The sequence below is a fragment of the Ureibacillus chungkukjangi genome (assembly GCF_003217295.1).
In the GTDB taxonomy this organism is placed as follows: domain Bacteria; phylum Bacillota; class Bacilli; order Bacillales_A; family Planococcaceae; genus Ureibacillus; species Ureibacillus chungkukjangi.
Map to the genome: position 1 here is coordinate 30,001 of NZ_QJTJ01000017.1, position 23,723 is coordinate 53,723.

The following is a 23,723-nucleotide window of genomic DNA, read 5'->3' on the forward strand; positions in this document are numbered from 1 at the left end:
CAAGTCACAAAAATAGAAATTACTCTTTGTGACTTGCCACATATAATTGAGTAGCGATAACGATATCCACCCACTCTTTTTCATTATTCAAATCAATCTGTAAAATTTCCTCCATTTTCTTTAGACGATAATACAACGTATTCCCATGAATATGTAACTCGTTAGCTGTACCTTTATGGTTTTTATTATTATTTATAAAACATAGTAACGTTTCGACTAATACGAAGTCTGTTTTTAATAGTTTTCCAAGCTTATCCTGAATGAAAATCTCTTTTCGTTGTGGTTCAATCTCATGAAAAAGCCGTTCCATACCGAGTTTGGCATACTCAACAATACGGGATGCCTTTGTCACTTTTGCATAATTTATGGACTGTATCGCTTCATTATAAGAAATGGATAATTGCGGTATACTTGTTTTCCTTCCAATACCAATGAGTACTTCTTTGTCCTTCCCCGTCACCGCCTCAATCCCATGAAGGATTTGTTGCAATTGATATTCCTTCATGTCTGGAAGAACGACAATCAGTTGAAAGGTATTCGTAACAATAAAACTATTCCCACAAATAGTTTTAAGCATATTTTCAAATGAAAGTAATAGCCACTGCTTATCTTTCAATTTATTTTGATCCCACAATGTTTTGACCGAACCCTCAATGATAATACATTGAAGATCATTTACTTCATTCCACTGTAAATATTGCAGGATCCTTTTTTGATCATAATTGGTTAGACCATTTAATAGCTGATTAAATATTTCATGTCGTAATTGAAATTCTTGTTCAAGCAATGCACTATCTTTCGTCAACTCAAGGGCGATGGCAGAACAGGCATGTTCAATAATTAATTGTTCAAATTCAGGGAAAGTTTCAAATGGTCGCGCCAGCTCTAACACGCCTAGAATTTCATGTCCACGCACAAGGGGATAATCATTGCTATTCTGACGATAACTATTGGTTTCGTGATGAACGACTTGAGAGCCTATCAAACTTTCCAATAATTGAAGAATACGTCCAATCCCTTCTCCTTCTATGATGTATTGATAAAACTTCTTATGAATGGAAATCGTTTTGGATAACATTTCATTCTTTTGCAGTAAGTTATGATAAACCCGAGAATGTTCAAGCGCGATAGCACTCTGGTCGGCAATGATCTGGATGACTTCCAAATCTGCACGGGAAAAGACCCCATCCTGACCAAAGTTATCTACCATAAGGACCCCAAGACAAGTATCCTGATAGATAATCGGCACACAAAAGGCACTTTTGATTTTTTTCCGCCGGACCCCCTCAAAATAATATTGATAGTTTCTTTCCGACATATTGCTCATATAAGTATCAATCTCTTGTTCCGATTTAAATAACTTGGCCTTTTTTTCTAAAAACACTTTCCCCGTAATCGATTCGCCCGGTGAAAGGACCAACTTTTTTAGTGGTTCCATCTCCACCCCAATTGCCTCCGACAATTTGAGCTTCCCCGTGAATTCATCATACAAATAGATCATAAACGTATCTGTCACGGTAACCAACTCACTGGCTGCAGTGATTAAATTTTTTAATACCTCTTCTAATTGTAAGGACTGCGTTAACATCTTATTAATTTCTAACAGTTTTTTGGCTTTTGAGAGTGTGAGAAAAGAGTAATCATTCTCCTGGCAAATATTCATGGGAATCACCTCAATCGTAAACAAATAGTTTTCTAACCTTGTTCCAATAGATAGAAATTTACCATTAGTTTAACATAACAAAATGAATTTTCTAATAAATCTGTATTTTAATTGTAAGATTGTTGTGTAACTAGTTCATTCTGGTTAAAAATTGAATACGACTAGACCTATGCCTCTTCTTTTTCTTCTCCAACCTATACAAATACTCTTTCTATGTCGAATTGTGTCCATATAAAAAGAGAGCCACTACAGCTCTCTTTCAATCACCGTGTATCAATAGATAACATTAGCAAATCAAGCTTGATAGAGGGAAAATAGAAAAAGCACCCTTGGAATAGACAACTTCTAGGCCAGAAATTGAGGCCTTCACCTGCTGTCTACAACTTCGTAGTAACCCTACCATCTGTATCATTTAATCTAATCTGAAAATTTTACCTGGGTTTAAAATGTTACTTGGATCAAGCACTTTTTTAATCGATTTCATGACATCCAACGCTTTTCCATGCTGCTCATGCTGATACTTCATTTTTCCTAGTCCTACCCCATGCTCTCCAGTACAAGTTCCCCCGACCGACAAAGCAAATTTCACGATTTGTTCGTTTACAGAATCCACTTTTTCTAAATTATTTTGGTCTAGAACGATACTAGCATGGAAGTTGCCGTCTCCAATATGACCTATGATACTGCCATCTAGTCCATTTTCATCAATACACTTACGGCTAAATTCAATGGCCTCTACTAAAGCGGATAACGGAACACAAACATCCGTATTCAACACTTTCTTGCCGGGATTCGCATGTTTCAAAATATATAAGTGATTATGCCTTACTTCCCAAAGTTTCTTTCTTCCAATCGAATCTGTTTCAATATCAAATTGATAGCAGCCGAATCCGGTAAATAATTCTTTTGTGATATCAAGATCGCCATCAACATTGCCCTTTGAACCGTGAAATTCCAAAAACAATGTAGTATCTTCTGTATAATTTGTTCCTGAACTTTTATTCATACCTTTAATGGTAATTGCTTCAACCAGTTCCATTCTTGCAATTGGGACCCCAATTTGAAGGAGGGAAGTTGCAGCTTGAACTGCATTGTGCAAGGATGAAAAAACCGCTCGTCCTGCAACAGTGACTTCAGGGATTCCATACACCTGCAATGTGAGTTCAGTGAAAGCACCCAAAGTCCCTTCCGATCCTACGAAAAGCTCTGTCAATCGATAGCCGGATGAAGATTTTTTCGCTTTACTGCCCGTATGAATAACACTTCCATCAGCTAGCACAACTTCAAGGTCACGAACATTATCCTTCATGGCACCATATCGAACAGTCGTCGTCCCGCTCGCATTTGTCGAAGCCATCCCCCCTATAGTAGCGTCTGCTCCTGGGTCAACAGGGAAAAACAATCCATGCTTTCCTAATTCCGCGTTCAACTGTAGCCTAGTGATACCAGGTTGTACGACTACCAATAAATCTCTTGGATTAATATCCATGATTTTGTTCATTTCCTGAAAATCAATCGTAATACCACCACAGATTGGAATCGTTTGACCTTCCAAACCTGATCCAGCACCAAAGGGCACCACGGGAATTTTATGATCATTAGCAAAACGTAAAATTCCAACTACCTCTTCTTTCACTTGTGGAAACACGACTACATCTGGAAGACTTGACGGATGAAAGGATTCATCTTGGCTATGATTCAAAAGAACCGTTTCATTCGTCGTAATTCTATCCTCTGGCAAAATTTCTTTTAATCGTTCAACCAGATTGATAGACTTTAAATCGCCTTTTACTTGATTCATTTATAGTCCTCCTACGAATTTAGTTTTAATATAAATGACACTTCACAAATTGACCTGGCTTCGTTCCCATATTTACAGGTATGGATTGCTACAAATTTCCGTAGCCTAGGACATCACGGGTAGAATACACATCCTGATGGGGAATTCAGTAGTGAAGGGGTTTCCCCTTTCAATCTGATTCATTCACGCTTCTTTCCAGGATTCAGGTGCGGCACAGAAGATAAGAATGCCTTCGTATCTGGATTTAAGGCTTCAGCAAAGAGATTGTCCGTATTGGTATATTCCACGATCTGTTCTAAATTTTCACGCCAATCCGGTCGGAAATATGGCGGACATTGCAAAGCAACAATAAACTAAAAGTTCTCCATACTTTCAACCAATACCTTTTTTAATAGACAGAATTTATGAACGCTAAAAAATTCTATGTTAGCCTTTGTTTAATTTCCATTATCCTAATGTTTGTGTATTGTTAGGGAAATAAAAAGAGCACTCTTTTGGGGAACTTTATACAGCATTCCCTTCTAAGAAATGAGGCAGCTTCAGGCACCCGTACTGAACATAGGACAATTCGAAAAAGATGCACATCGAAGCACAGAACGCCTCCACATCCAAAACGATTTTGTCCAAGCACCATCATGACTACAAAAGCTAACTAAGAGAATGTTTGAAAGCGGAGGAGTTATTGGGATTTCTAATGAAGAATCTGCGGTTGATGAGATTATGACTTGTAAGGTAGTCTCTATTGTTTAAGGGCACCTCTCAACTTATCGGAGAAAAGCCATTCAGAATGTTGGATTCATTCTGAATGGCCTTTTTAAGTTTATATAAATTTTGAACATACGGAGGAAATAGAACTGATTAGCTGGTACGAGTCCCAATCGATGTGGACCCGACTCAAGAACAAACTCTTAAAACATAGAGAGCCCTACCACGTGTTTGGCTATTGAAATCTCAAGCGTATTAACAAAATAGAAATTTTGGATCTAATGAATAATCTCAATACCACGAACTAGCGGCTGTCTCCTCAGTCAAATTTACAATTGCAACTCCATTACTAGTTCCAATCCTTGTTGCACCTAGCTTAATGTATTTTTCGGCATCAGCAGTCGTTCTTATACCTCCGGATGCTTTAACTTCTACCGCGTCACCTACTATCTTTTTCATAAGCGAAACCGTATCTTCTGTAGCTCCACCTGGACCAAACCCTGTAGATGTTTTAACGAAATCAATTTTTGTCTCTTTCGCCAGTTCGCACACTTTACTTACTTCTTTTGAAGTTAAATAGCATGTTTCAAGAATAACTTTAATAACTAAATTTGGATTATCTTCTTTTAATGCTATAAAAGAGGCCATTTCTTTTTTAACATTATTAAATTCTCCATTTTTGATATCACCTATATTGATTACATAATCTAATTCTGTAGCACCGTCTTGCAGTGCCTGTTTTGCCTCAAATATTTTCACATTAGTTAAAGTTGCTCCTAATGGGAATCCGATTACTGTGCATACTTTGACTTCAGTATCCTGTAATAGTTCGCTTGCCTTTTTCACATAGACAGGATTGATACAAACCGTGGCGAAGTGATTATCAGAAGCCTCTTTACATAACTTTTCTATTACAGCTGTAGAAGCATCAGCTTTTAGTAAAGTATGATCTATAAATTTTTCAAGTGCCATATAATGTAATTCACTCCACTCATTATTTAATTTCTGCAAACTTCTTAGTTTCATCTAAATACTGATCTACATTCGTTTCATCTATTAATCCTGTACCACCGTCTACATATTTTTCAACAGTTTCGCCCTTGCCAATTTTTACAGCTGTTTGAATAGACAATACACCAAGTGAAATCGGATCATTAATTACAGTTGCCTTAAATTTTCCTGCCTTGATTTGCTTTATTGCTTCCATTAGACCATCAATACCAACAATACTTACATCTTGTAATTTACCTGATTTCTCAAGAACCTGTATTGCACCTAAAGCCATGTCATCATTATGCGCATACACAAGATTCACGTCAGAATGTGCTTGCAGTAAATCTTGCATTGCAGACACCGCCTCAGCACGAATATAGTTACTATACGGTCCTTCTATAATTTCAATTCCTGATTCTTTTTCAACAATCTCGTGAAACCCATCATGACGCGCCTGCATTACCGTACCGCCAGCATCACCTTGAATTTCAATAATTTTTCCAGTTGCTTTTCCTTCTCCACCTAACAATTCAACTGCTTTCTTTCCCGCTTCTCTACCCATTTCCTCATTGTCGCGACCGATATAAGAAGCAACCTCTTGTTTCGTGTTGCGGTCAACAGCTATTACTGGAATATTCGCCTGTTCTGCCGCTTTTAAAGAAGGCGCCACACCTGACGGATTCACTGGATTGATAAGAAGAACATCAATTCCTTTAGTAATTAATGATTGGATGTCGGAATTTTGCTTTTCAATATCGTTTTGAGCATCTACAACAATCAATTCCGCGCCAAGTTTTGAGGCTTCTTCTTTTGCCCCTTCAACAAGTGCTGTGTAAAAAGGCGATTCTAATGTTGGTTGCGAAAATCCAATCACCAACTTACCTTCAGCATTACCCTCTGAAGACGTATTTGTTCCCACTTCGTTACCACCACAAGCAGCTAAAATCAATACCATCATTGTCAAAACAGAAAAAATATTCAATCTCTTTTTCATGATAATCCCCCCTATTTTTTATTAGCTATTAATTGATTCATAATTAAAGCGGTTACAATAATTGCCCCCATAAAGATAGACTGATAGTACGAAGAAAGACCCAATAGATTAAAAATATTTACAATCATACTCATTATTAAAACTCCGATGAATGTTCCACCTATTCCGCCTCTTCCCCCTGTTAAACTAGTGCCGCCAATTACTACCGCAGCAATCGCATCCAATTCCAATCCTGTACCTGCTGTCGGTTGCCCTACTGTAAGCCATGAAGCCATTAATATTCCTGCTATGGCTGACATTATCCCAGCTAATATATAAGTAGTAGTTAAATATTTTTCAACAGCAATCCCAGATAAACGGGCAGATTCCTCATTCCCCCCAACAGCATACAGTTTTCTGCCAAATGTCGTAAATTTTAAAATAACTACTGCAATAATTGTCAGAACAATCCAGATAATTGCGGGAATTGGGATATTCCCAAAACTTTCGCCAAGAGCCGTAAACGCCGGCGGCAAATCATAGATTGGTTCTCCATCTGTTGTCAATAACGCTAATCCCCTTGCACTAACCATCATTGCAAGTGTAGCAATGAAAGCTGGTACTTTAAATTTAGTAGAAATAAATCCACTTACAAAGCCCATGAAACCTCCTGCTGCAATTGTAATTACGATGGCAATGAATGGATTCACGCCACTAGAAATCAATAAAGCCACAAGCATTCCAGAAAGCCCCAGAACAGCCCCTACTGAAAGATCAATTCCTCCAACAAGAATAACAAATGTCATCCCAATTGCCACGATTCCCACAAATGCTGATTGTTGAAGGATATTCGAAATATTTTGGAATGTTAAGAAATGCTCCGACAATAATGTTCCAATAATTAAGAACACTATAAATATAAGAAATAGATTATATTTCTTTAGAAACGTACCTACTTGGAACTGACTTTTTTTAGGTTTTTCCAACACTTCCATATCTAAATTCATACTCATAGTTTTCACCCCTTTGTTCATTATTAAGAACCAGACACAGCTGAATTTAGAATCTCACTTTTTTGACTTACCGGAGATAAGAATTCTTTTACAACTCTTCCCTCGAACATTACTAGCACCCGATCACAGATAGCCAGCAGTTCATCGATTTCAGATGAGGCCACCACAATACTCGTCCCTTGACTTGCTAAGTCTCTCATTATTTTGTAAATTTCGTCTTTTGACCCTACATCAATTCCTTGTGTAGGTTCATCAAATAGCAACAATTTAGACTGGTGGATTAACCATTTGGAGATAATGACTTTTTGTTGATTTCCCCCACTTAAATTGCGGATTTCTGTTTTAGGGTCAGGAGCTTTAATTTTTAGCTTTTCAATGGATTGTTTCATCATTTCTCCAATTTTAGTTTGCTGTAAAAATCGACTTTTCGAATATTTGTTTAAAGAAGGAAGAAAAGCATTTGCTTCTATAGATAAGTTAGCGATAATCCCTTCCGTTTTTCTATTTTCCGGAACAAGCCCCATTCCCTCATTTACAGCATTTTTAGGTGAAGTAATTTTCTTTTTGATTCCATTTATAAAAATTTCCCCATCAATCAGTTTATCAGCTCCATATATAGCTCGAAGCAACTCAGTTCGACCTGACCCTACAAGACCATACAAACCAATTGTTTCTCCCTTGCCAACAGTAAAGGAAACATTTTTTATATTCTTGTTGGTTAGGTTACTGACTTTCAAAAATTCTTCTTTTTGTTCCAAATTATACTGCTTTGTTTGTTTTTCAATTTTCCGACCAATTATATGTTCAATTAGCTCCGATTGACTGACATTCTTCAATTCCTCTGTAACTACCCATTTTCCATTACGCAGAACCGTCACTCGATCACCAATCGTGTACAATTCATCGAGCTTATGAGAAATATAAATGATTGTATATCCTTGTTTTTTTAGTAATCTAATCACATCAAAAAGTTTATTAATTTCTTCACCAGAAAGAGCTGTCGATGGTTCATCCATTACAATAATTTTACAGTTAGTCGAGAGTGCCTTAGCAATTTCCGTCATTTGTTTTAACCCCATACTCACCTCTTTTACTAATAGGTTAGGAGAAAGAGAAAGCCCTAGAAGTGAGAATAAGTCTTTTGCTTGGTTATTTAATTCATTCCACTTAATAAAGCCACCCTTGGGATTGAGATAATTTCCTAGATAGATATTTTCGGCTAAACTCAATTCTTCTACTAATGAAAGCTCTTGATAAATTGTGGCAATTCCATTTTCCTTACTATCAGCAGGAGAAGTAATCTTCACTTCCTTCCCGTAAAGCAATATAGAGCCTTCATCCATTTCATACACACCAGAAAGGATTTTCATTAAGGTTGATTTTCCTGCTCCATTTGCACCGATCAAACAGTGGATTTCTCCTGGAAGCACAGAAAAATTAACGTTTTGTAAGGCTTTAACCCCTGGAAAAGACTTAGTGATTTCTTTCATTTCAAGTACATAACTCATGAAGCTCCTCCTTTCCTTTATTCAGTTTTTTCATAATAGGAAATAGCAGTTTATTTAGCTCCAGATACGTTTGGAAACCGTTATCATATTTTTCTTTATATTTTCCATCAGGCTCGAATACTTGTTGCATTTCTACCATCTGATCAGATGCTTCTTTAATGGAAGAGTATAATCCAATACCATAGGCCGCAATGATTGCCGTTCCTTTTGTACCGATTTCTTGATCCTTTGGTACAAAAATTGGGAGTCCCGTGACATCACTTATAATTTGCATCCAAGCAGCATTCTTAGTTCCTCCCCCTCCAGCAACTATTTTCTTTACAGGAATGGAGGAACATTTAAATGTTTCAATGACATTTTTCGTGCCATATGCAATTGACTCAAGAATCGCTCTATAAATATGAAACTTCGAATGTGATAAAGTTAGGCCGATAAATGCTCCTGATGCATAAGGATTTTTATAGGGGGTTCTATTTCCCTTCCAACTGTCTAATATAATCAGACCTTCGCTTCCTGCATCAATTTCTTTGATTTTTTCATCGAGTTCTAAATAAATTTTATCTACTTCCGTACTACCTTCATAGAATTCGTTTAAGAACCAAGAAATTAAAGAACCGCATGATAGTTGACCACCTTCAAGCAGCCAATGGTTTTCGATTAATGGTGAATCATAAGGTCCCCACAAAGCATCATTAAATATTGGCTCTTTGTGATGCATCAAGTGAACAAAACTCGTTCCCATGATCATACTTAAATGCCCTGGTTCAAGAGACCCGGAACCAATCATGCCAATATGTGCATCGATTCCACCTTGAAATACAGGTGTACCGGTCTTTAAACCAATTTCTTCAGCTGCGGCTTCCGTTATTTTCCCAACCAGTTCTCCTACTTTCAATATTCGATTAGGCCAATGTTTTGTTATTCCCTCTAGACCGATTTCGTTAAAAAACTCTTCTGAAAATCCATTTTGATGATTAACATAATTCCATTTGCAGGTTGCATTACACTGGGATGCAGCAACTTCTCCAGTAAGCTTAAAATTTATCCAATCTAATTGCTCGAGGATAAACTTATCTGTTAAATCATAGTTATTTTTTAACCATAAGGATTTTGTTGTCATCCATTCGATAGAAGTCTTCTGACCAGAATACAGTAGACGATTTTTAACAATAGAACTTGCATTATTATTAATCTCTTCTTCTTCAGCCACAGCACGTTGATCCATCCAGCACTGAGCAGGAATAATAGGTTGATAGTTTTGATCCGTCATCAATACGGTTGAAGAGGTTGCACAAACAGAAATGCCTTCAATAAGGGATAAATCAAAATTGTCGTTTGCCCTCCTTAGTGCCTTTATTAACGCATTCCACCAATCTTCAGCGTTTTGCTCGGATAAACTTCGATTGTTATGATGGGTTGGATAGGATACACTTTCCTTCAGTAAAAGGTTTCCTTTTCCGTTATAAATCCCAATTTTCACCGATTGTGTCCCTAAGTCGATTCCTAATAGATGTTTATGAACCATAGTTCTATTCCTCCGGGAAGATTAGAATTTTATTAAAAACAATATCCTTATTTTTGATTTTTTCAAAAACATCTGGTGTCTCATCAATTTTAAAACGATGTGAAACAATCGGATCAGTTTGAATTCTCCCCTTTGCCATGCACTCAATAGTGAAACTCCATTCCTCTCCAGGGAAGGGGTCCGAGAATGAATTCCATGAACCACGGATACCGATTTCATAACGAAGCAATCGATCAACCGATTTTGCGGACAAGGTTAATTCTTTATTGGAAATCCCTAAAAATACGACACTCCCCAGTTTCCCTGTCATCGAAACAGCTTGATTTTGTGCAGTTGGTGAGCCTGAAGTATCTAAGACCAAATTAACCTTCGTACTTTCAAGTTCTATAATCGGGTCTGCTTCTTTTGAATTGATGACTCGATCTGCCCCGAGAAGTTTTGCTACCTGTAATTTTTCTTCAAATACATCGATGGCAATGACCTCCGCTGCGCCCATTTCACGAGCATACTGCACTGCAAATAATCCAATTGCCCCAAGACCAATTACAACAACCGTATCACCAGGCTTTAAATCACCTCTCCAAAGACCATGTACTGCATTTGCCGCAGGGTCAACCATTGCACCGGCCTCATATGAAACAGTATCTGGAAGTTTTAAAAGATTATTTTTATGCACTTTTATATATTTCGCCATGGCTCCGTCAGTTCTTGAACCATAATAGTTATAGTTATCACAAAGTCCGTATTTCCCAATTTTGCAATAGTCACATTCCATACATGGAACAAGCGGAGCGATTGTTACACGATCTCCTACTTTCCAGCCTTCAGTATCTTGGCCACATTCCACAATGATTCCCGCAAATTCGTGGCCAAGTGTTAATCCCTGATAATAGGCACCTTTTACTAAAGCTCTGGGAATATCCGATCCACAAATCCCCACCGCTTTAACCTGAATCAATACTTCTTCCGAATCAATAGACGGTGAATCTACTTGCTCTACTTTTAGATTTCCAGGCTCATATAATTTAACCGCTTTCACTGTATTTCCCCCTTGTGTTGTTTTCATTTAAAATCTCGGCTGCCAGTACTTCATCTATAAATAAAACGTTTACATAACCGCCATTTAATGCCCCTATGACACTCTCAGCTTTTGATTTGCCTGAAGCTACAGCTATGGAGTATTCTTTTTGCTGTAGATCTTCTAGCTGCAAACCTATCGTCCGTTTGTTTAATTCCACATCTGCTAAAGTTCCATCTTCCTTAAAATACCTTGAACATATATCCCCAACAGCCCTTTTAGAAATTAACTCTTCATAAGCCCCCTCTTTGAAAAAGCCACCTTTGTAAAGGATATTATTAAAGTGAACGCTTCCAATTCCAAATATAGCAATATTACTTTTTTTCCCGATATTAATTGTTTCCTCTATACTTGAATCCGAAGTAATTACTTGAGCAATCATTTCGGAGTCAACTATCGTAGGAACAGGTAACATGTAGTAACCCGTTGAAAAAGTTTCCGAAAATTTTTCTAAAATTTGAGCAGCACCAGTAGAAATTGAATTTTTCGCTATACCGCCATTTAATTGTACAATTTTCATATCATTCACTTTTTTAGGAATTAGATGAGGAATAACATGAGCTAATGTTGTTCCCCACGAAATCCCCAGAATTGTATTGTCACAGCAAATTTCATGTAAATATTTCGCTGCAGCTCTACCGACATCGTTTAAAATTAGTAATTCGTCATCAACATATACCGGCAGTACAAATACCTTTTTCAATGCATACTTTTCTTTGATCTTTTCTTCCATACTTTGTACAAAATCAATCGGGTAATTTACTTTTACTTCAACAATCCCCTGTTTATAGGCAGTATCTAATATCCGACTAATGGTTGCACGTGAATAGGGCAATTTCTCTGAAATCTCTTTCTGGGTATACTGCATTTCATAATACATTTTGGAAACTCTTATCATTTCCTCCTGAGAATACATGACACACCTCACTCACTTTAGTGAAATTATGTTTACTCACTAAAATTTTGTTCATGCTCCAATTATATAGATTCCCTGACCTATTTCACACAATTTTTCAATAATTGAGAATAATTTCAAAAATCCAAATTTAGTTGCTAATGTATTCAACTTACTGTAAAATTATTTATTTTAGACAAATATAGTATATAGATGCGGCATTAAAAGTTAATTAGACTTTCATGAAGAGTGACCCTTAAAACCTGCCAGAGGACGGGAGAGGATTTTCGTAGAGAATTAGAAATGCGCACATTTGGATGTTATAGATAAAAAAATAGAAAATCTTTATTTAATATTAATGTACAATTTCTTAGCTAACCAGTAATAAACTATTCTTTAAAACTATATGAATCAGTACAAAAAAACCCTTGATATACAAGGGTTTTAGCACTATTTTAAGTCTTATGATTTCTATGTATGGAGACGGCGGGTGTTACTGATCAAAAAACCTAAAACCTTATTATATCAACGTTTACAAGGTTTTTTTGAACGTTAAAAAATGGTCTTACAAAGGAATTAATAAGGTTTATTTATTTTGCTTACGGAGACAGATTTTTATTGCAATACTATTAATTCTTAATTTTGAAGTATCTCTTCTTTAATATTTAAGATATTCCACTAGTTGTATGAGAGTAAATAACAACATGCAATTTGTCCAATTATGGGGTGATATACTATTATGGCAGAGTACAGATTTCTAAATCCAACCTGTATATGCTTCACCACTATTAGTAAGGTTAATTGCACCCAATCTTTTCTAACGATTAATTTGTAAAAATTGACTGTACTTTTAGCAACTGCACAAAGATATTCAATTTAACTAAAAATCCAATAAGTGTAGATATTTCAAAATTTATGAGATTTTAAATCTTGGTTACTAGTGGTCGGTTGGATATCTTGATAAACATTAAGTGTATACGGTTTATATAATGTCTTGAGTAAAATTTGTGCAAAATACATCTTGAAAAAAGGATGTTATCACTTTTATTGAAGTCATTTAATGTTATTGAGTTAGCAAAACTATTGAAAAATTGACTATGTGTGTAATTAATAAAAGAAACATGGTTACTTATTTAAAAAAAGACGAGGAAGTTGTTTCTCGCCTTTTTAGATAAAAAAGTAATTTTATTCACTTAAACATAGGGATCGAAGTTACCAAAAAAAGAAAGGATTATATAAAGAAAGATAATCCTTTTATACACTATTCTAAGGAAAGTATTTTATTATTTTTTATATTATTTTATTATTCATTGCTTTGCAAAGCAAGAAAAAATCTCTTATCCCATTTTCATAAGTAATTTAAAGGCGTAGGCGTAGAAATCCTTCAGTTATACTCCTATAGTTGATTAAATCAAAATTCTATCATTAGTTGTCCTAGATTTAACAACTTTTAATCAATAAAATTAGTTGTATTTATTGTAGGTAAAATAATTGCATTGTTCGAATCTAAAGAACTAACCATTGACATTATACTTCTAACATATGGATATACAATTGCAGTACCGTTAACGGTTAGAAATTCTTCAATAGATTCTTTAGATTCCACACCTTTAACATCAAATAAACCTTCTACTGTGAGTAGTATTTGGACTTCTGAATTTATAAACTCAACAGTTATGATTATTTTTCCAAATTTCATATCTTCAGAAATTCCACAACTCAAATTTAATTTTGAAGAAGGACTACCTTCTTTTGAATCTACTTTTTGATAAATCATTTGTTGAATTGAGTATCCTTTAAATTTTATTACTGGATCCTTCATATTTTAAAACCCCTTACACGCATTATGCTGATTTACTCAATTCATTAGTTTTTTGAAATTCCGTTTCATACCCAAAATCTAGTTCTTTAGGTTGAATATCCATTGATATTACTTTAATTGAAGAAGAATCAACCTCTAAGAATTTATTTATGGTAGTAGTACCTACTACTATATGAGATGAATTTTTTATTTCTTTTAATTCTTTAGAGATTGTATCTACCTCACTAGGAAAATTGTTAGTTTTTAGTTCTTCATTAATTAATCTAGATAGTTTATATTCAGCTTTAAGAATTTGAATATTTTTTTTTATTGTTGCATTTTGATTAATTATTTTATCAATATTATCTTTTGAAGCAACTAGACCGTGCTCAACATGACTTTGAAAAAATCCTTTCAACTTCTCAAACTCTTTAGAATCCATCCAAATCACTCCTTATAACCTTATTTTAACAAATTTTATTCAAAGAAGATATTACATTGTTTTCTTTAATTGTAAAATACGTATCAATCCATACTGTATTTTTGAACTTTCCTTTTCCCCCACCTTTTCTAAAGCTCCCTTTAACAATATTGTATTGTGTTTCTGAAGAATTAAGGAATAAGTCTAAAATAATTCCAGCTGCAAAAGGGTATCCTACATAATAATTATCAAAACTAATAATTAAAATTTCTCTAAGTAATAAAGTGCTATCACCTAATTGTTCGTTCCCTTTGTCAAAATAATCAAACGCAATTTCTTTTAACCTTTGATCTAGGAATTCTTTGAGTATTTTCCTGCTTTCTTGAGAATCGATATTAAGAAGATTATTTTCATCGATTTTACTACTGTCAATTTCAATAGCTATTACTGTTCTGTCACCTTGCTTTTTTTTATATTCTTTAGCCAACCGAATATCGAATTCAGAATAACAATATACGCCACTGCCCAACCAAGGGACATATATCTTTCCATCATCATATTCATGAAGTAACTCAACTGAACCATTAGCTTCGCTAACTTTTTCAAAAAATTCTTCTAAATAATCTTTTATATTAAAGATACTTCCATGAATTGTTTGACTGTTTATAATCGATGTAGCATTACTATTTTTAGTATTATGTAACAACTTCACTTTTAAACCCTCACGTCCTTGCTTTGACCAATAAATGTTACAATAGAAAAAATACCCTTTTAATAGTTACATTAATAATAGAGAATTTTATATAAATAAAAGCAAACAAAGCTTTAATAATAGTAGTCTTTATATTTGTTCAATCTATAATTTAGTTGATATAAATTAATTTACTTCTAATCTTAACCTCTAACAGACTTTTAGTCACTTAACCAATCTTTCAAGCTCTGGATTGAATTTTACAATAACTTGGGAGTCTATATTCTTGATTTTCAATAGAATATAATATTTCTAAAACCTTTTGCATTGCCTCTTCGACTAACTTTAACTCTCCCATTGTATCAGTTAGAGAAACAATTTCAATAATTTCATCTACAACTTCTTTATATTCACAATATAGGTCTAATCTATCCCTTAATTCCCATAAGTCGGGATAGGTAATCAAATACCATACAACACCTAATAATTTTTGCCAACCGTAATCATATTTTTCAGGATTGTTATTATGGTTGTTAATACAAATTTCATTTGCATTATTTCTAAACAGACCTTCTATTTCACTTAAACCAAAGCTCATAGATAATCTTCTACAATGGGGATGACTAAATAGTTCAATCAATCTCCCCATTACTTGATCTTCTCTAGTATTAACGACAATTGGTAATCTTCTAGCTAAGTAATCTGCTTCACCTAATTCATGTATTAACACAGATTGGACCTCTTCGTCCTTAATATCTCCCCGAAGTGTTATAAAAATCTTTTTCAATCTATTATCCTCTAATGTATATGCCTTAGAGCCTCCATTTGTAGTTTCAAAGAATAGCTTTTTACTTAAATTTTTATTTATTAGGCTTGAAACTTCACTAAAGAGTAATCGTGTATTTTCTTCCTTGTTAAGAAATGTTTCAACAGCTTTATTTTCTAATATATTTATACTTCTCTTTTCTATTCCTAAATGACTAATATAATCATCAATCATTTGTTGCAATGACATATTTTCACCTCTTAAACATTCACTACTTTAAGGATTTATTTTATCCTTTACTCTGAATGAATACCTATTTTAATGTAAGAAATATGATAAACCATTATGTGTAGGTCAATATCATCTTATATTTCTAAATAAGGATTTGATATTATTCTATTTCTCCTTGGGCTTTAAGTTTTTTCATTTGTTTACTGGTGTATACATATCCATGACTTTCTCTTAAATCTTTCATAGTGTATAACCATCCCCCAGCGTTATTTGAAGGGGGATATGGATTATTGGGCAGATCACATAACAAACTTAAAATATAAAATTTATACTTAGGAGCCTTGTCAAATTCAAAATCCCTATAACGATTAACAATATAGTTAATAAGATTTTCTTTAAGGGTTTCGGATATCTCCATCTTCTTAATTTCGCTTCTCCATTGGTTCATTTCAAGAGGAAACGTTTTGTTAATACTAAATATTTTTTCCATAACCCCTCCATTAGCCTTTCGAAATGTTATGTATCCTGTAGGTGAGTAATTATAACCTTTTGAAATTGGATGGGCATGAATTAAATACTCTTCAATGAGGTGTATCGTACTCCCTGCGGGAACTGATAAAACAATTAAATCTTCATCGATAACATTTTCTGATTTTAATTCAGATCCCCATGTGTAATTTATTTTTTCGTTATCTCTTTGATTATTTTGATATCTTAGTAAGATATCTTGTTCCATATGTATCTGATCCATTGTGATTTGCCAGTTACCAGATTGTTCAATTTTTTTTATTAATTCATTCGCATAAAAAATAACTTTGTCAACATCATCTTTTTTGTCAAAGTATAATAGCAATTCGTGATTTTTGTTCAGCCCTTTATTCGTAAAATTCGCCGAACCGACAAAACATTTTTTACTATCAATGATATAGGCTTTTGAATGTAAATCTTTTAAAGCTAAAACTTTTATTTCGTTTTGGAGAAGTAGTTTTAATGCATCTAGACTACTAGCTTTTTCTATAAATGCTTTACGTTCAAATCTAGTAATAATAGTGCAATCTATTTGGTTATTTTTAATAATATTTACTAATTTCTCAGCAATATTTAGACTCAAAAATGGACTAATAACAACAATATTATCATGACACAGTTTCAAATTTTCAAACAATTGCTGCTCTAAATCACTTGTTAATATCTCCAAGGCTGCTTACCTCCAAACATTTGTGTGTAAATTTTACCATAAAATACAGGATTTGAGGGCAATAAAGGATTCCAAATTGAATGGTACTATTATTGATCCCTTATGATGGGGTTCACCGTAGTTATTTAAGAGGCAAAAAGGCACCGGTAAACTAATCCCTACCAATGCCTTTTTAATTTTGTTCTACTATTCATTTACTGTTTCCGTACTCTAAATGTGTGGAGGGATGACTGTAAAAAAACCCAAAATATAAGCGAGATGTAGTGGTCCATTTTTCGTTTGCTATTTTCCTTTGTTCAGACTTAAAAATTTGCTTTTTAAAATCTTCTAACATTTCTCCTTTTTTACTTTTCTTCATCATACTTCTTTGTATTTCCAAAATTTTTAAATCCTTATATAATATAATTACTAAAAAAACTAAAGGATATTTGTGATGAGTGAACTTGAAAAAACAATTGAATCTTGGTGGCATTTGGAAACGTTGGCACCGGGATATATTAAGACGAAGTACTTAAAGGAACGAATAGCAAAAAAATATTTAAAAAATAATCAATATGTACAAAAGTTTAAAGTGTTTAAAGATGAAGCAACAATGGAGCTACCAAACATATGGCAGCAACTTGAGCTTAAAACTGAAAAGATTCAGAAACGCTTTGGCTTTTATGGCAGTGTATATTACGAGCATGAATTAACGCAATTTCAACGTGATTTACATAACGTAACGGAGGAAATAATTAATCCGTCTTTTTCCATTTGTTTTAGTTATTATGTAGAGTTCAATGAAGATGGGAAGTACATTGATGAATCACTGTTTATTCCTTATTTACAGCTCTATATTAAATTAATGGAAGAACAGAATGGATTGGGAAATATTGATTTTATGCAAGTTTATAACGAAAATAAACTCGTTTTAAACACACAAGCAAATGCGATTAATGGAGGTCAATTCAATAACCAATGGTTGCAAGAGTTCAACAAGCAGTTTGAGGATTTCTTTGGCACGGTGCCAAGGTCGGAAATTCGTGTATTGGAATGTATCTTAAAACAAGATGATGAAGAAGAAAATTTGAAGTTTAATAGCTTTTTTACTGAGGATCTACTGCGCGCAAAAAATGATTTAAATAGTACCTTAAAGACATTTTTAACAAAAGCCGTTAATCCCCAAGACATAAATGAAAAACGTGAATACATCGAACACATTTTACATCCAGAGCGATTGCCATTAGGAAGATGGCCATCGCCAGTTGAGCACCGACTATCATTAATGCAACAAGTAGCCGTAAATGAATTTTTCGCATCAGATACCCCTATTAGTTCGGTAAATGGTCCACCCGGTACAGGCAAAACAACACTGCTACAAGATATCTTTGCAGAAATTGTTGTAAAAAAAGCAGATGCAATGACCCGCTTTAGAGATAATGTTAATGGCATGATTAAGCAAACAAGTTTCAAAGAGATAATACCTAATCCTTATAAAGAAAATGAAGAGACAGAGCGTTATATTTATGAAATTGAACCAACGATCGCCCGACATGCAGTTGTTGTAACTTCAAGCAATAATGGTGCAGTGGAAAATATATCAAAAGAATTACCTCAAAAAAGTAAAGTCGATAAGCAATTCTTAAATGAATTAACGAGATATCAATTTGCTCCAAATGCAGCAAATAAGATGATTGGTCAGGAAAGCTGGGGTCTGTTTTCAGTAGCGCTTGGTAACAGTTCTAATATAAAAAAAGCAGCACAACAATTACTAGATCGAAAATCAAGTGCTATGGCTGAATGGGGTAAAGCAAAAGATGAACGAAATGAAGCAAAAGCAAATTGGGCAAAGATTTGTGATGAGTTTATTCAATTAAAAAATGAAGTAGAAGCTGAAAAATATGCGGTAGCACGAATGATTACAGGACATAAAGTAGTAGATGAAACAATGCAGCAATCAACAGATGCTTTTTGGATACCAACAAATTATAAAAAGCGTCAGCAAAGTGTATTATTTCAAACTGATAATTTAAACATTAAACGTTCCAAATTATTTATAAAGGCAATCCATGTTTTAAATCACTTTATTTTAATTCATGGGGAAAAATTACGTGCAGCTTTATCATTATTAGAAAAGAAAAACACCTTGGATTTAAATCATGACGAAACAATTGATAAACTTCGTACAATGTGGCATACCATCCACTGTTTCTTCCCGGTTGTAAGCACTACTTTTGCAAGCTTTGCATCGATGTATCGTGGTATTAAAAAGGACTTTATTCCGTACTTAATGATTGATGAAGCTGGACAAGCTGTTCCATTGCAAGCGGTGGGAGCTTTATGGCGCTCACGTAAGGCCATGGTTGTAGGTGATCCATTACAGATTGAACCTGTTGTCACATCAGATAATACGATATTACAAGATTTACGTAAAATTTATAGTGTTGATGAAGACTTACTAGGTGTAAAATGTTCTGTTCAATCGTTAGCGGATCGTAGCAATAGTAAGGGTACATTTGTGCAGGATAATCGGTGGATTGGGATTCCGCTTTGGGTTCATCGTCGTTGTTTAGAACCTATGTTTTCAATGGCCAATGAATTAGCTTACGGGGGGAAAATGGTATTAGGAAAAGATGGGGTAGGGAAAAGTGATTGGTATGATGTTAAAGGAAAAGTCGAAACCCAACAATTTGTTAAAGAACAAGTCATAGAGCTTGAACAAAAATTAGAAGTATATTGGAAGCAAAAAATTCAACAATTGTTATTAATGAAGATGTGGGATATTGCTAAAGATGACCCAAAAAAAGTCTTAAAAGATGTGTTTTATGAACACTTTTTGGCAGCGCCACAAGAACTCTCAACTGAATTCTCTGTTCTCTCGCTTCAAGCATTATTTAACCAATATATTTCTTACAACCCACAGCTACGCTCAGAGGAATTTGAAGAACAGTTAAAGTTATTCGAAAGTGGAAAGTTAAAATCACCATCTGTCTTCATTATTACTCCTTTTACAGCTGTTAAAAATGAAACAATAAACTATCTAAAAGAAAAGAAAAATCGTTGGGGTACATTAATAAAAGCGCTAAACCGTGAATTAAAACATGATGGTACTGATGAGATTGCAGAGACATACAGAACTCTTTTGATAAAAGTTGCAAAAGAGGCTAATGATTGGTTTCAAGATTGGTTGAAGGAGAATATTGGTACTGTTCATACATTCCAAGGAAGAGAAGCAGAAATTGTATTCTTTATTACAGGCACGGATAATACAAAAAAAACAGCAGCGGAATGGGCATGTAAGCAGCCAAACATTTTAAATGTAGCCGTCACACGTGCGAAGGAAGAATTCTATATTATTGGAGACCGGCAGCTATTAGGCGAATACCCAAACTATCAAATCATTTTAAAAAAGCTAATAAATACGTTATAACAGCAAAACCTCCCCTATCTTAAATGAAGTATGAAGTATTTTTTATGATGATGATATTCAAGTTTTAAAATTTAGTTGTATAAAGGCAACCATATGTTTCCTAAATATGGTTGCTTTTTGTAAATGAAGAAAATGAGTTTACCTATGCTACGATCTCAATAAATGCAAATTACAACCTTAGCAATCCTGCTCTAAAAAAATTTTTTACTTTTTCAACCAAACTGACTTAACAAGAATATTAACTTCTTCTATAATTGGCAATCCAATTAACCGGTATTTATCAATAAGGCTTATCAAAGTCTGATAATGGTAATTTTGCCATCGTTCTTATACACAAATATCGTCTTTGGCTACTTCTCTTAGAAGTCTCATAAATTGTAGTTGAAGTTTACTTTTCCACCCAAGATTCTCCCTTTTGGTGCGCTGTGCTGGCTGCTACTCTTGATAATGCAGTATTTCACACTTTTTTGTCCAAATCTATGACTATTTTATTCAACAAGACATTAATCTATTAACAGAGCCGCCTGTTTATTCATTGTAAAGGTTCAGTTCATAAAATAGTTATTTAGTGAAGTGAATATTTTTCTCTAGATGTTTTCATCACAAGGAATTTCTAAAAGCAAACTTCTTTAAATAACTTTTTACCATTTTGATAAATAACTTTATCTTTTAGATTTAAAATCATTAAAAAACAGACAGAATACAAATTTTCTGTCTGTTTTAGTTCATTTAAAGTGCTTTAATGCTAGTAATACTAAAATGCCCTTAACCACCTATTGAACTATCTCTATCTAATGAATTTAATTTTTCTTGTATGTTTCGATAGTACACACCATACCAAAGGCCATTAATTCGCTAGATACCCTTTTTGACTAAATCAAGGAGCCCATCAGCTCGCTTCAGAAACTCATTTATTTTTTCTTCCCTAATCCTTCTTCGCTCTTCCATAATTGTATTCATTGATTTACTTTGATCTATACTTCTAGGCCACTGATTAATATTAACTACCTTCTTGCACATCCCTACACATCACTTTCTAAAAAAAGTCTCACAGTTCTTAGGGATAATAAAAGCAGTAAACTCCTTACCCATTCCTTCATTCGGTTGATCTTTAATTGCTTGTATAATTGATGGGTTAGAAAAGCCAAGAGGTACCGCAGACTTTCCCGTATATTCAGCAAGCTGATGATTTATATATTTCCCTTTACTTCTTCCACATCTGCAACTCTTTTCTGACATGTCTAGATTAAATATATCATTACATTCAAGGCACATAAGAAGCTTCATTTGCATCCCTCAATCTCTATTAGTATTCTTTTCCTTATCAATCATTTCCTGAATATATGTTATTACTTCGGGGTCGTTCCTGTAATTTGTTATTTTTTCAGTAATTAGCTTGTTTTCAAACATGCCCCTTAACAGCTTATAGTTGTCAGTTTTTCTTTTAAAATTATAAAAGTCATCGAGTATTAGCTTTGCAAGTAGCGTTATAATAAACTCTTCTTCTAGAACTCCTTCAAGCCTTAGCCAAGCATCTTCTGTAAGATACATCTGAAACTTTTCAGTAAGCATCTCTCCGAGTATTAGCTTCATCGATTCAATTTCATAGCTATAAAGTCCTTCTTTAATCTCTGGGTTTTTCCTTAAAAATTTTTCAATGCTAAATGCTACTGTTTTTAAATGGAAATCCTGCTTTTCGGTCAGCAAAACCGAATGATTATCAAAATAAAGAAAAGCATCCTCATTATCCAAATAACTGCCTTCGCTTTCCTTCTTGTTATTTAGAGCCAACATAGGAGCAATACTCTTATAGAATTCCAGAAGTTCTTCTTCTATCCTACTATTTTCCTGTTGTAATAGAAGTCTCGCTTTTTTCTCCCAATCTGGAAAATAAGAGGTTAACTTTTCCACAACCTCGGTTAAAGGGATATAGGTTCTAATTTCACGTCCCGGAAACTTGATATCCATTACCATCATTCCAAATTTTCTTTCAACAATAGTTGGATGACCTTCAATTTTACGAAAGGATTTTAAAAAATCATATTTTTCTGGTGGAATACTTACCCAAGTAAGAGCAATTGCCCTTAACATTTCTTCAGGGTTGTACTTCGGTCCCCCTTCTTCCTTGCAAGCCATAAAAAACAAACTATCTGGTTCCTTAACTAAATTCAAATAATAGACCAAGAGCTTAACAGCTCCAATCTGTGTTGGGGAAGAGTACTTAACTAATTTTTCCTTAATCCAATTATGGAAAGTTTCTTTATCAGAGTTCTTATAAACTATCTCCATAATTTTTTCCTGATCTGCAATTGTCCATCTTTCAATCAATTCTATCTTTTCACGTTCACTTTTAGGAAAAAATCGTTTAAGCAACTGCTGTGGATCAACACGTAACGGTAACTTTATTGGGGTTGAGAGATGAGTGTCTGCCCATTCTTTTGCTTTTATACACTGCAGATAATCTATATCTCCACTTACACTAGCAAACTTGGGAAAACGACTCTCAATAAGCATAGCAATGGCTAATATATTAAGATGGTAAGGGTATCCTTGAGTCTTAGAATCAAAAACGACAACTGAGCTTTCGCTATTCATTAAAATATCTGTTTCATTATAAGTAGATGGTGCAGCATCCCTATACATTTTAATATCTGAGTAAAGGATGAAAGTTTCTGCAAATTTCTTACTGCCTAAATCTCCACATGTTTCCCAATATCGAGAAGGCTCTTCGTGTTCTTTGGATTTAACATATACAGGGATCTGAGTGTCAAATAAATTTTTTTCTTTTAATTCTGCAAAATCATAAGCTTGCATTAATATCACTGTTTCTTTGTAAACACTTTTCCAATCTTCTTGTGAAATCTCTTCAGGAAGCACCGATAGGCGAATATATGTCCCCACTCAAAACCACATCCCTTCTCTTATAGATACAATTGAATTGAATTCTTCTCTCACATTTATTGATATGTTTTAATATCATCGAAATAAAAAGGTTATCTCGATATTAGTAAGATAACCTCATAGTTGCATTACCAGAATTGCATGCATAGCC

At 34.2% G+C, this 23,723-nt stretch carries 17 protein-coding genes; 1 reads left to right on the plus strand and 16 read right to left on the minus strand.

The genetic code is table 11. The features are described from left to right. Positions 1-19: 19 nt before the first annotated feature. The 14 genes from BJ095_RS12435 to BJ095_RS12500 all read right to left on the minus strand — a co-directional run bounded on the left by BJ095_RS12435 (position 20) and on the right by BJ095_RS12500 (position 17,262). Positions 20-1,663: a helix-turn-helix domain-containing protein gene (locus BJ095_RS12435; RefSeq protein ID WP_107933554.1), complete on the minus strand. Its 1,644-nt coding sequence runs from the start codon at positions 1,661-1,663 to the stop codon at positions 20-22. Between the two features lie 412 nt (positions 1,664-2,075). Beyond that, positions 2,076-3,464 carry an FAD-binding oxidoreductase gene (locus BJ095_RS12440; RefSeq protein WP_107933556.1) on the minus strand — a complete coding sequence of 463 codons (1,389 nt, stop codon included), beginning with the start codon at positions 3,462-3,464 and terminating at the stop codon, positions 2,076-2,078. 996 nt (positions 3,465-4,460) lie between these two features. Continuing rightward, complete coding sequence (deoC, locus tag BJ095_RS12445) at positions 4,461-5,180, minus strand: deoxyribose-phosphate aldolase (protein ID WP_328588998.1); 720 nt, start codon at positions 5,178-5,180, stop codon at positions 4,461-4,463. Beyond that, the gene (locus tag BJ095_RS12450; protein ID WP_107933560.1) at positions 5,164-6,156 is read right to left on the minus strand and encodes a substrate-binding domain-containing protein; all 993 of its coding nucleotides are present in this window, start codon (positions 6,154-6,156) and stop codon (positions 5,164-5,166) included. The genes deoC and BJ095_RS12450 overlap by 17 nt, the downstream gene beginning before the upstream one ends. Before the next feature lie 11 nt (positions 6,157-6,167). Continuing rightward, positions 6,168-7,148, minus strand: a complete 981-nt coding sequence (locus BJ095_RS12455; protein ID WP_235867657.1) for an ABC transporter permease — start codon at positions 7,146-7,148, stop codon at positions 6,168-6,170. 23 nt (positions 7,149-7,171) lie between these two features. Next, positions 7,172-8,656 (minus strand): sugar ABC transporter ATP-binding protein, encoded by a 1,485-nt coding sequence (locus tag BJ095_RS12460; protein WP_107933562.1) that lies wholly within the window; start codon positions 8,654-8,656, stop codon positions 7,172-7,174. After that, the gene (locus BJ095_RS12465; RefSeq protein WP_107933564.1) at positions 8,640-10,181 is read right to left on the minus strand and encodes an FGGY-family carbohydrate kinase; all 1,542 of its coding nucleotides are present in this window, start codon (positions 10,179-10,181) and stop codon (positions 8,640-8,642) included. The genes BJ095_RS12460 and BJ095_RS12465 overlap by 17 nt, the downstream gene beginning before the upstream one ends. Positions 10,182-10,185: 4 nt before the next feature. After that, positions 10,186-11,220, minus strand: coding sequence for a galactitol-1-phosphate 5-dehydrogenase (locus BJ095_RS12470; protein WP_181418061.1), 1,035 nt, complete (start codon positions 11,218-11,220; stop codon positions 10,186-10,188). Next, positions 11,207-12,127, minus strand: coding sequence for a sugar-binding transcriptional regulator (locus BJ095_RS12475; RefSeq protein WP_181418062.1), 921 nt, complete (start codon positions 12,125-12,127; stop codon positions 11,207-11,209). The genes BJ095_RS12470 and BJ095_RS12475 overlap by 14 nt, the downstream gene beginning before the upstream one ends. A gap of 1,477 nt (positions 12,128-13,604) precedes the next feature. Further along, entirely contained in the window at positions 13,605-13,976 is a 372-nt protein-coding gene (locus tag BJ095_RS12480; protein WP_107933569.1) for a protein-export chaperone SecB, read from the minus strand. Between the two features lie 22 nt (positions 13,977-13,998). Continuing rightward, positions 13,999-14,397 (minus strand): hypothetical protein, encoded by a 399-nt coding sequence (locus BJ095_RS12485; protein ID WP_107933571.1) that lies wholly within the window; start codon positions 14,395-14,397, stop codon positions 13,999-14,001. A gap of 25 nt (positions 14,398-14,422) precedes the next feature. Further along, positions 14,423-15,088 (minus strand): hypothetical protein, encoded by a 666-nt coding sequence (locus BJ095_RS12490; protein ID WP_107933572.1) that lies wholly within the window; start codon positions 15,086-15,088, stop codon positions 14,423-14,425. 220 nt (positions 15,089-15,308) lie between these two features. After that, positions 15,309-16,082, minus strand: coding sequence for a hypothetical protein (locus BJ095_RS12495; RefSeq protein ID WP_107933574.1), 774 nt, complete (start codon positions 16,080-16,082; stop codon positions 15,309-15,311). Positions 16,083-16,224: 142 nt separating this feature from the next. Continuing rightward, complete coding sequence (locus BJ095_RS12500; RefSeq protein WP_107933576.1) at positions 16,225-17,262, minus strand: phospholipase D family protein; 1,038 nt, start codon at positions 17,260-17,262, stop codon at positions 16,225-16,227. A gap of 433 nt (positions 17,263-17,695) precedes the next feature. Between BJ095_RS12500 and BJ095_RS12510 the strand changes: the two genes are divergently transcribed. After that, positions 17,696-20,671 carry an AAA domain-containing protein gene (locus tag BJ095_RS12510; RefSeq protein WP_107933580.1) on the plus strand — a complete coding sequence of 992 codons (2,976 nt, stop codon included), beginning with the start codon at positions 17,696-17,698 and terminating at the stop codon, positions 20,669-20,671. Between the two features lie 1,029 nt (positions 20,672-21,700). On the opposite strand, the gene BJ095_RS12515 is transcribed toward BJ095_RS12510, so the two are convergent. After that, on the minus strand, positions 21,701-21,910 hold the full coding sequence (locus BJ095_RS12515; RefSeq protein ID WP_235867658.1) for a hypothetical protein: 210 nt from the start codon (positions 21,908-21,910) through the stop codon (positions 21,701-21,703). A 57-nt stretch (positions 21,911-21,967) separates the two neighbouring features. Continuing rightward, the gene (locus BJ095_RS12520; protein WP_235867659.1) at positions 21,968-23,572 is read right to left on the minus strand and encodes a hypothetical protein; all 1,605 of its coding nucleotides are present in this window, start codon (positions 23,570-23,572) and stop codon (positions 21,968-21,970) included. Positions 23,573-23,723 lie beyond the last annotated feature (151 nt).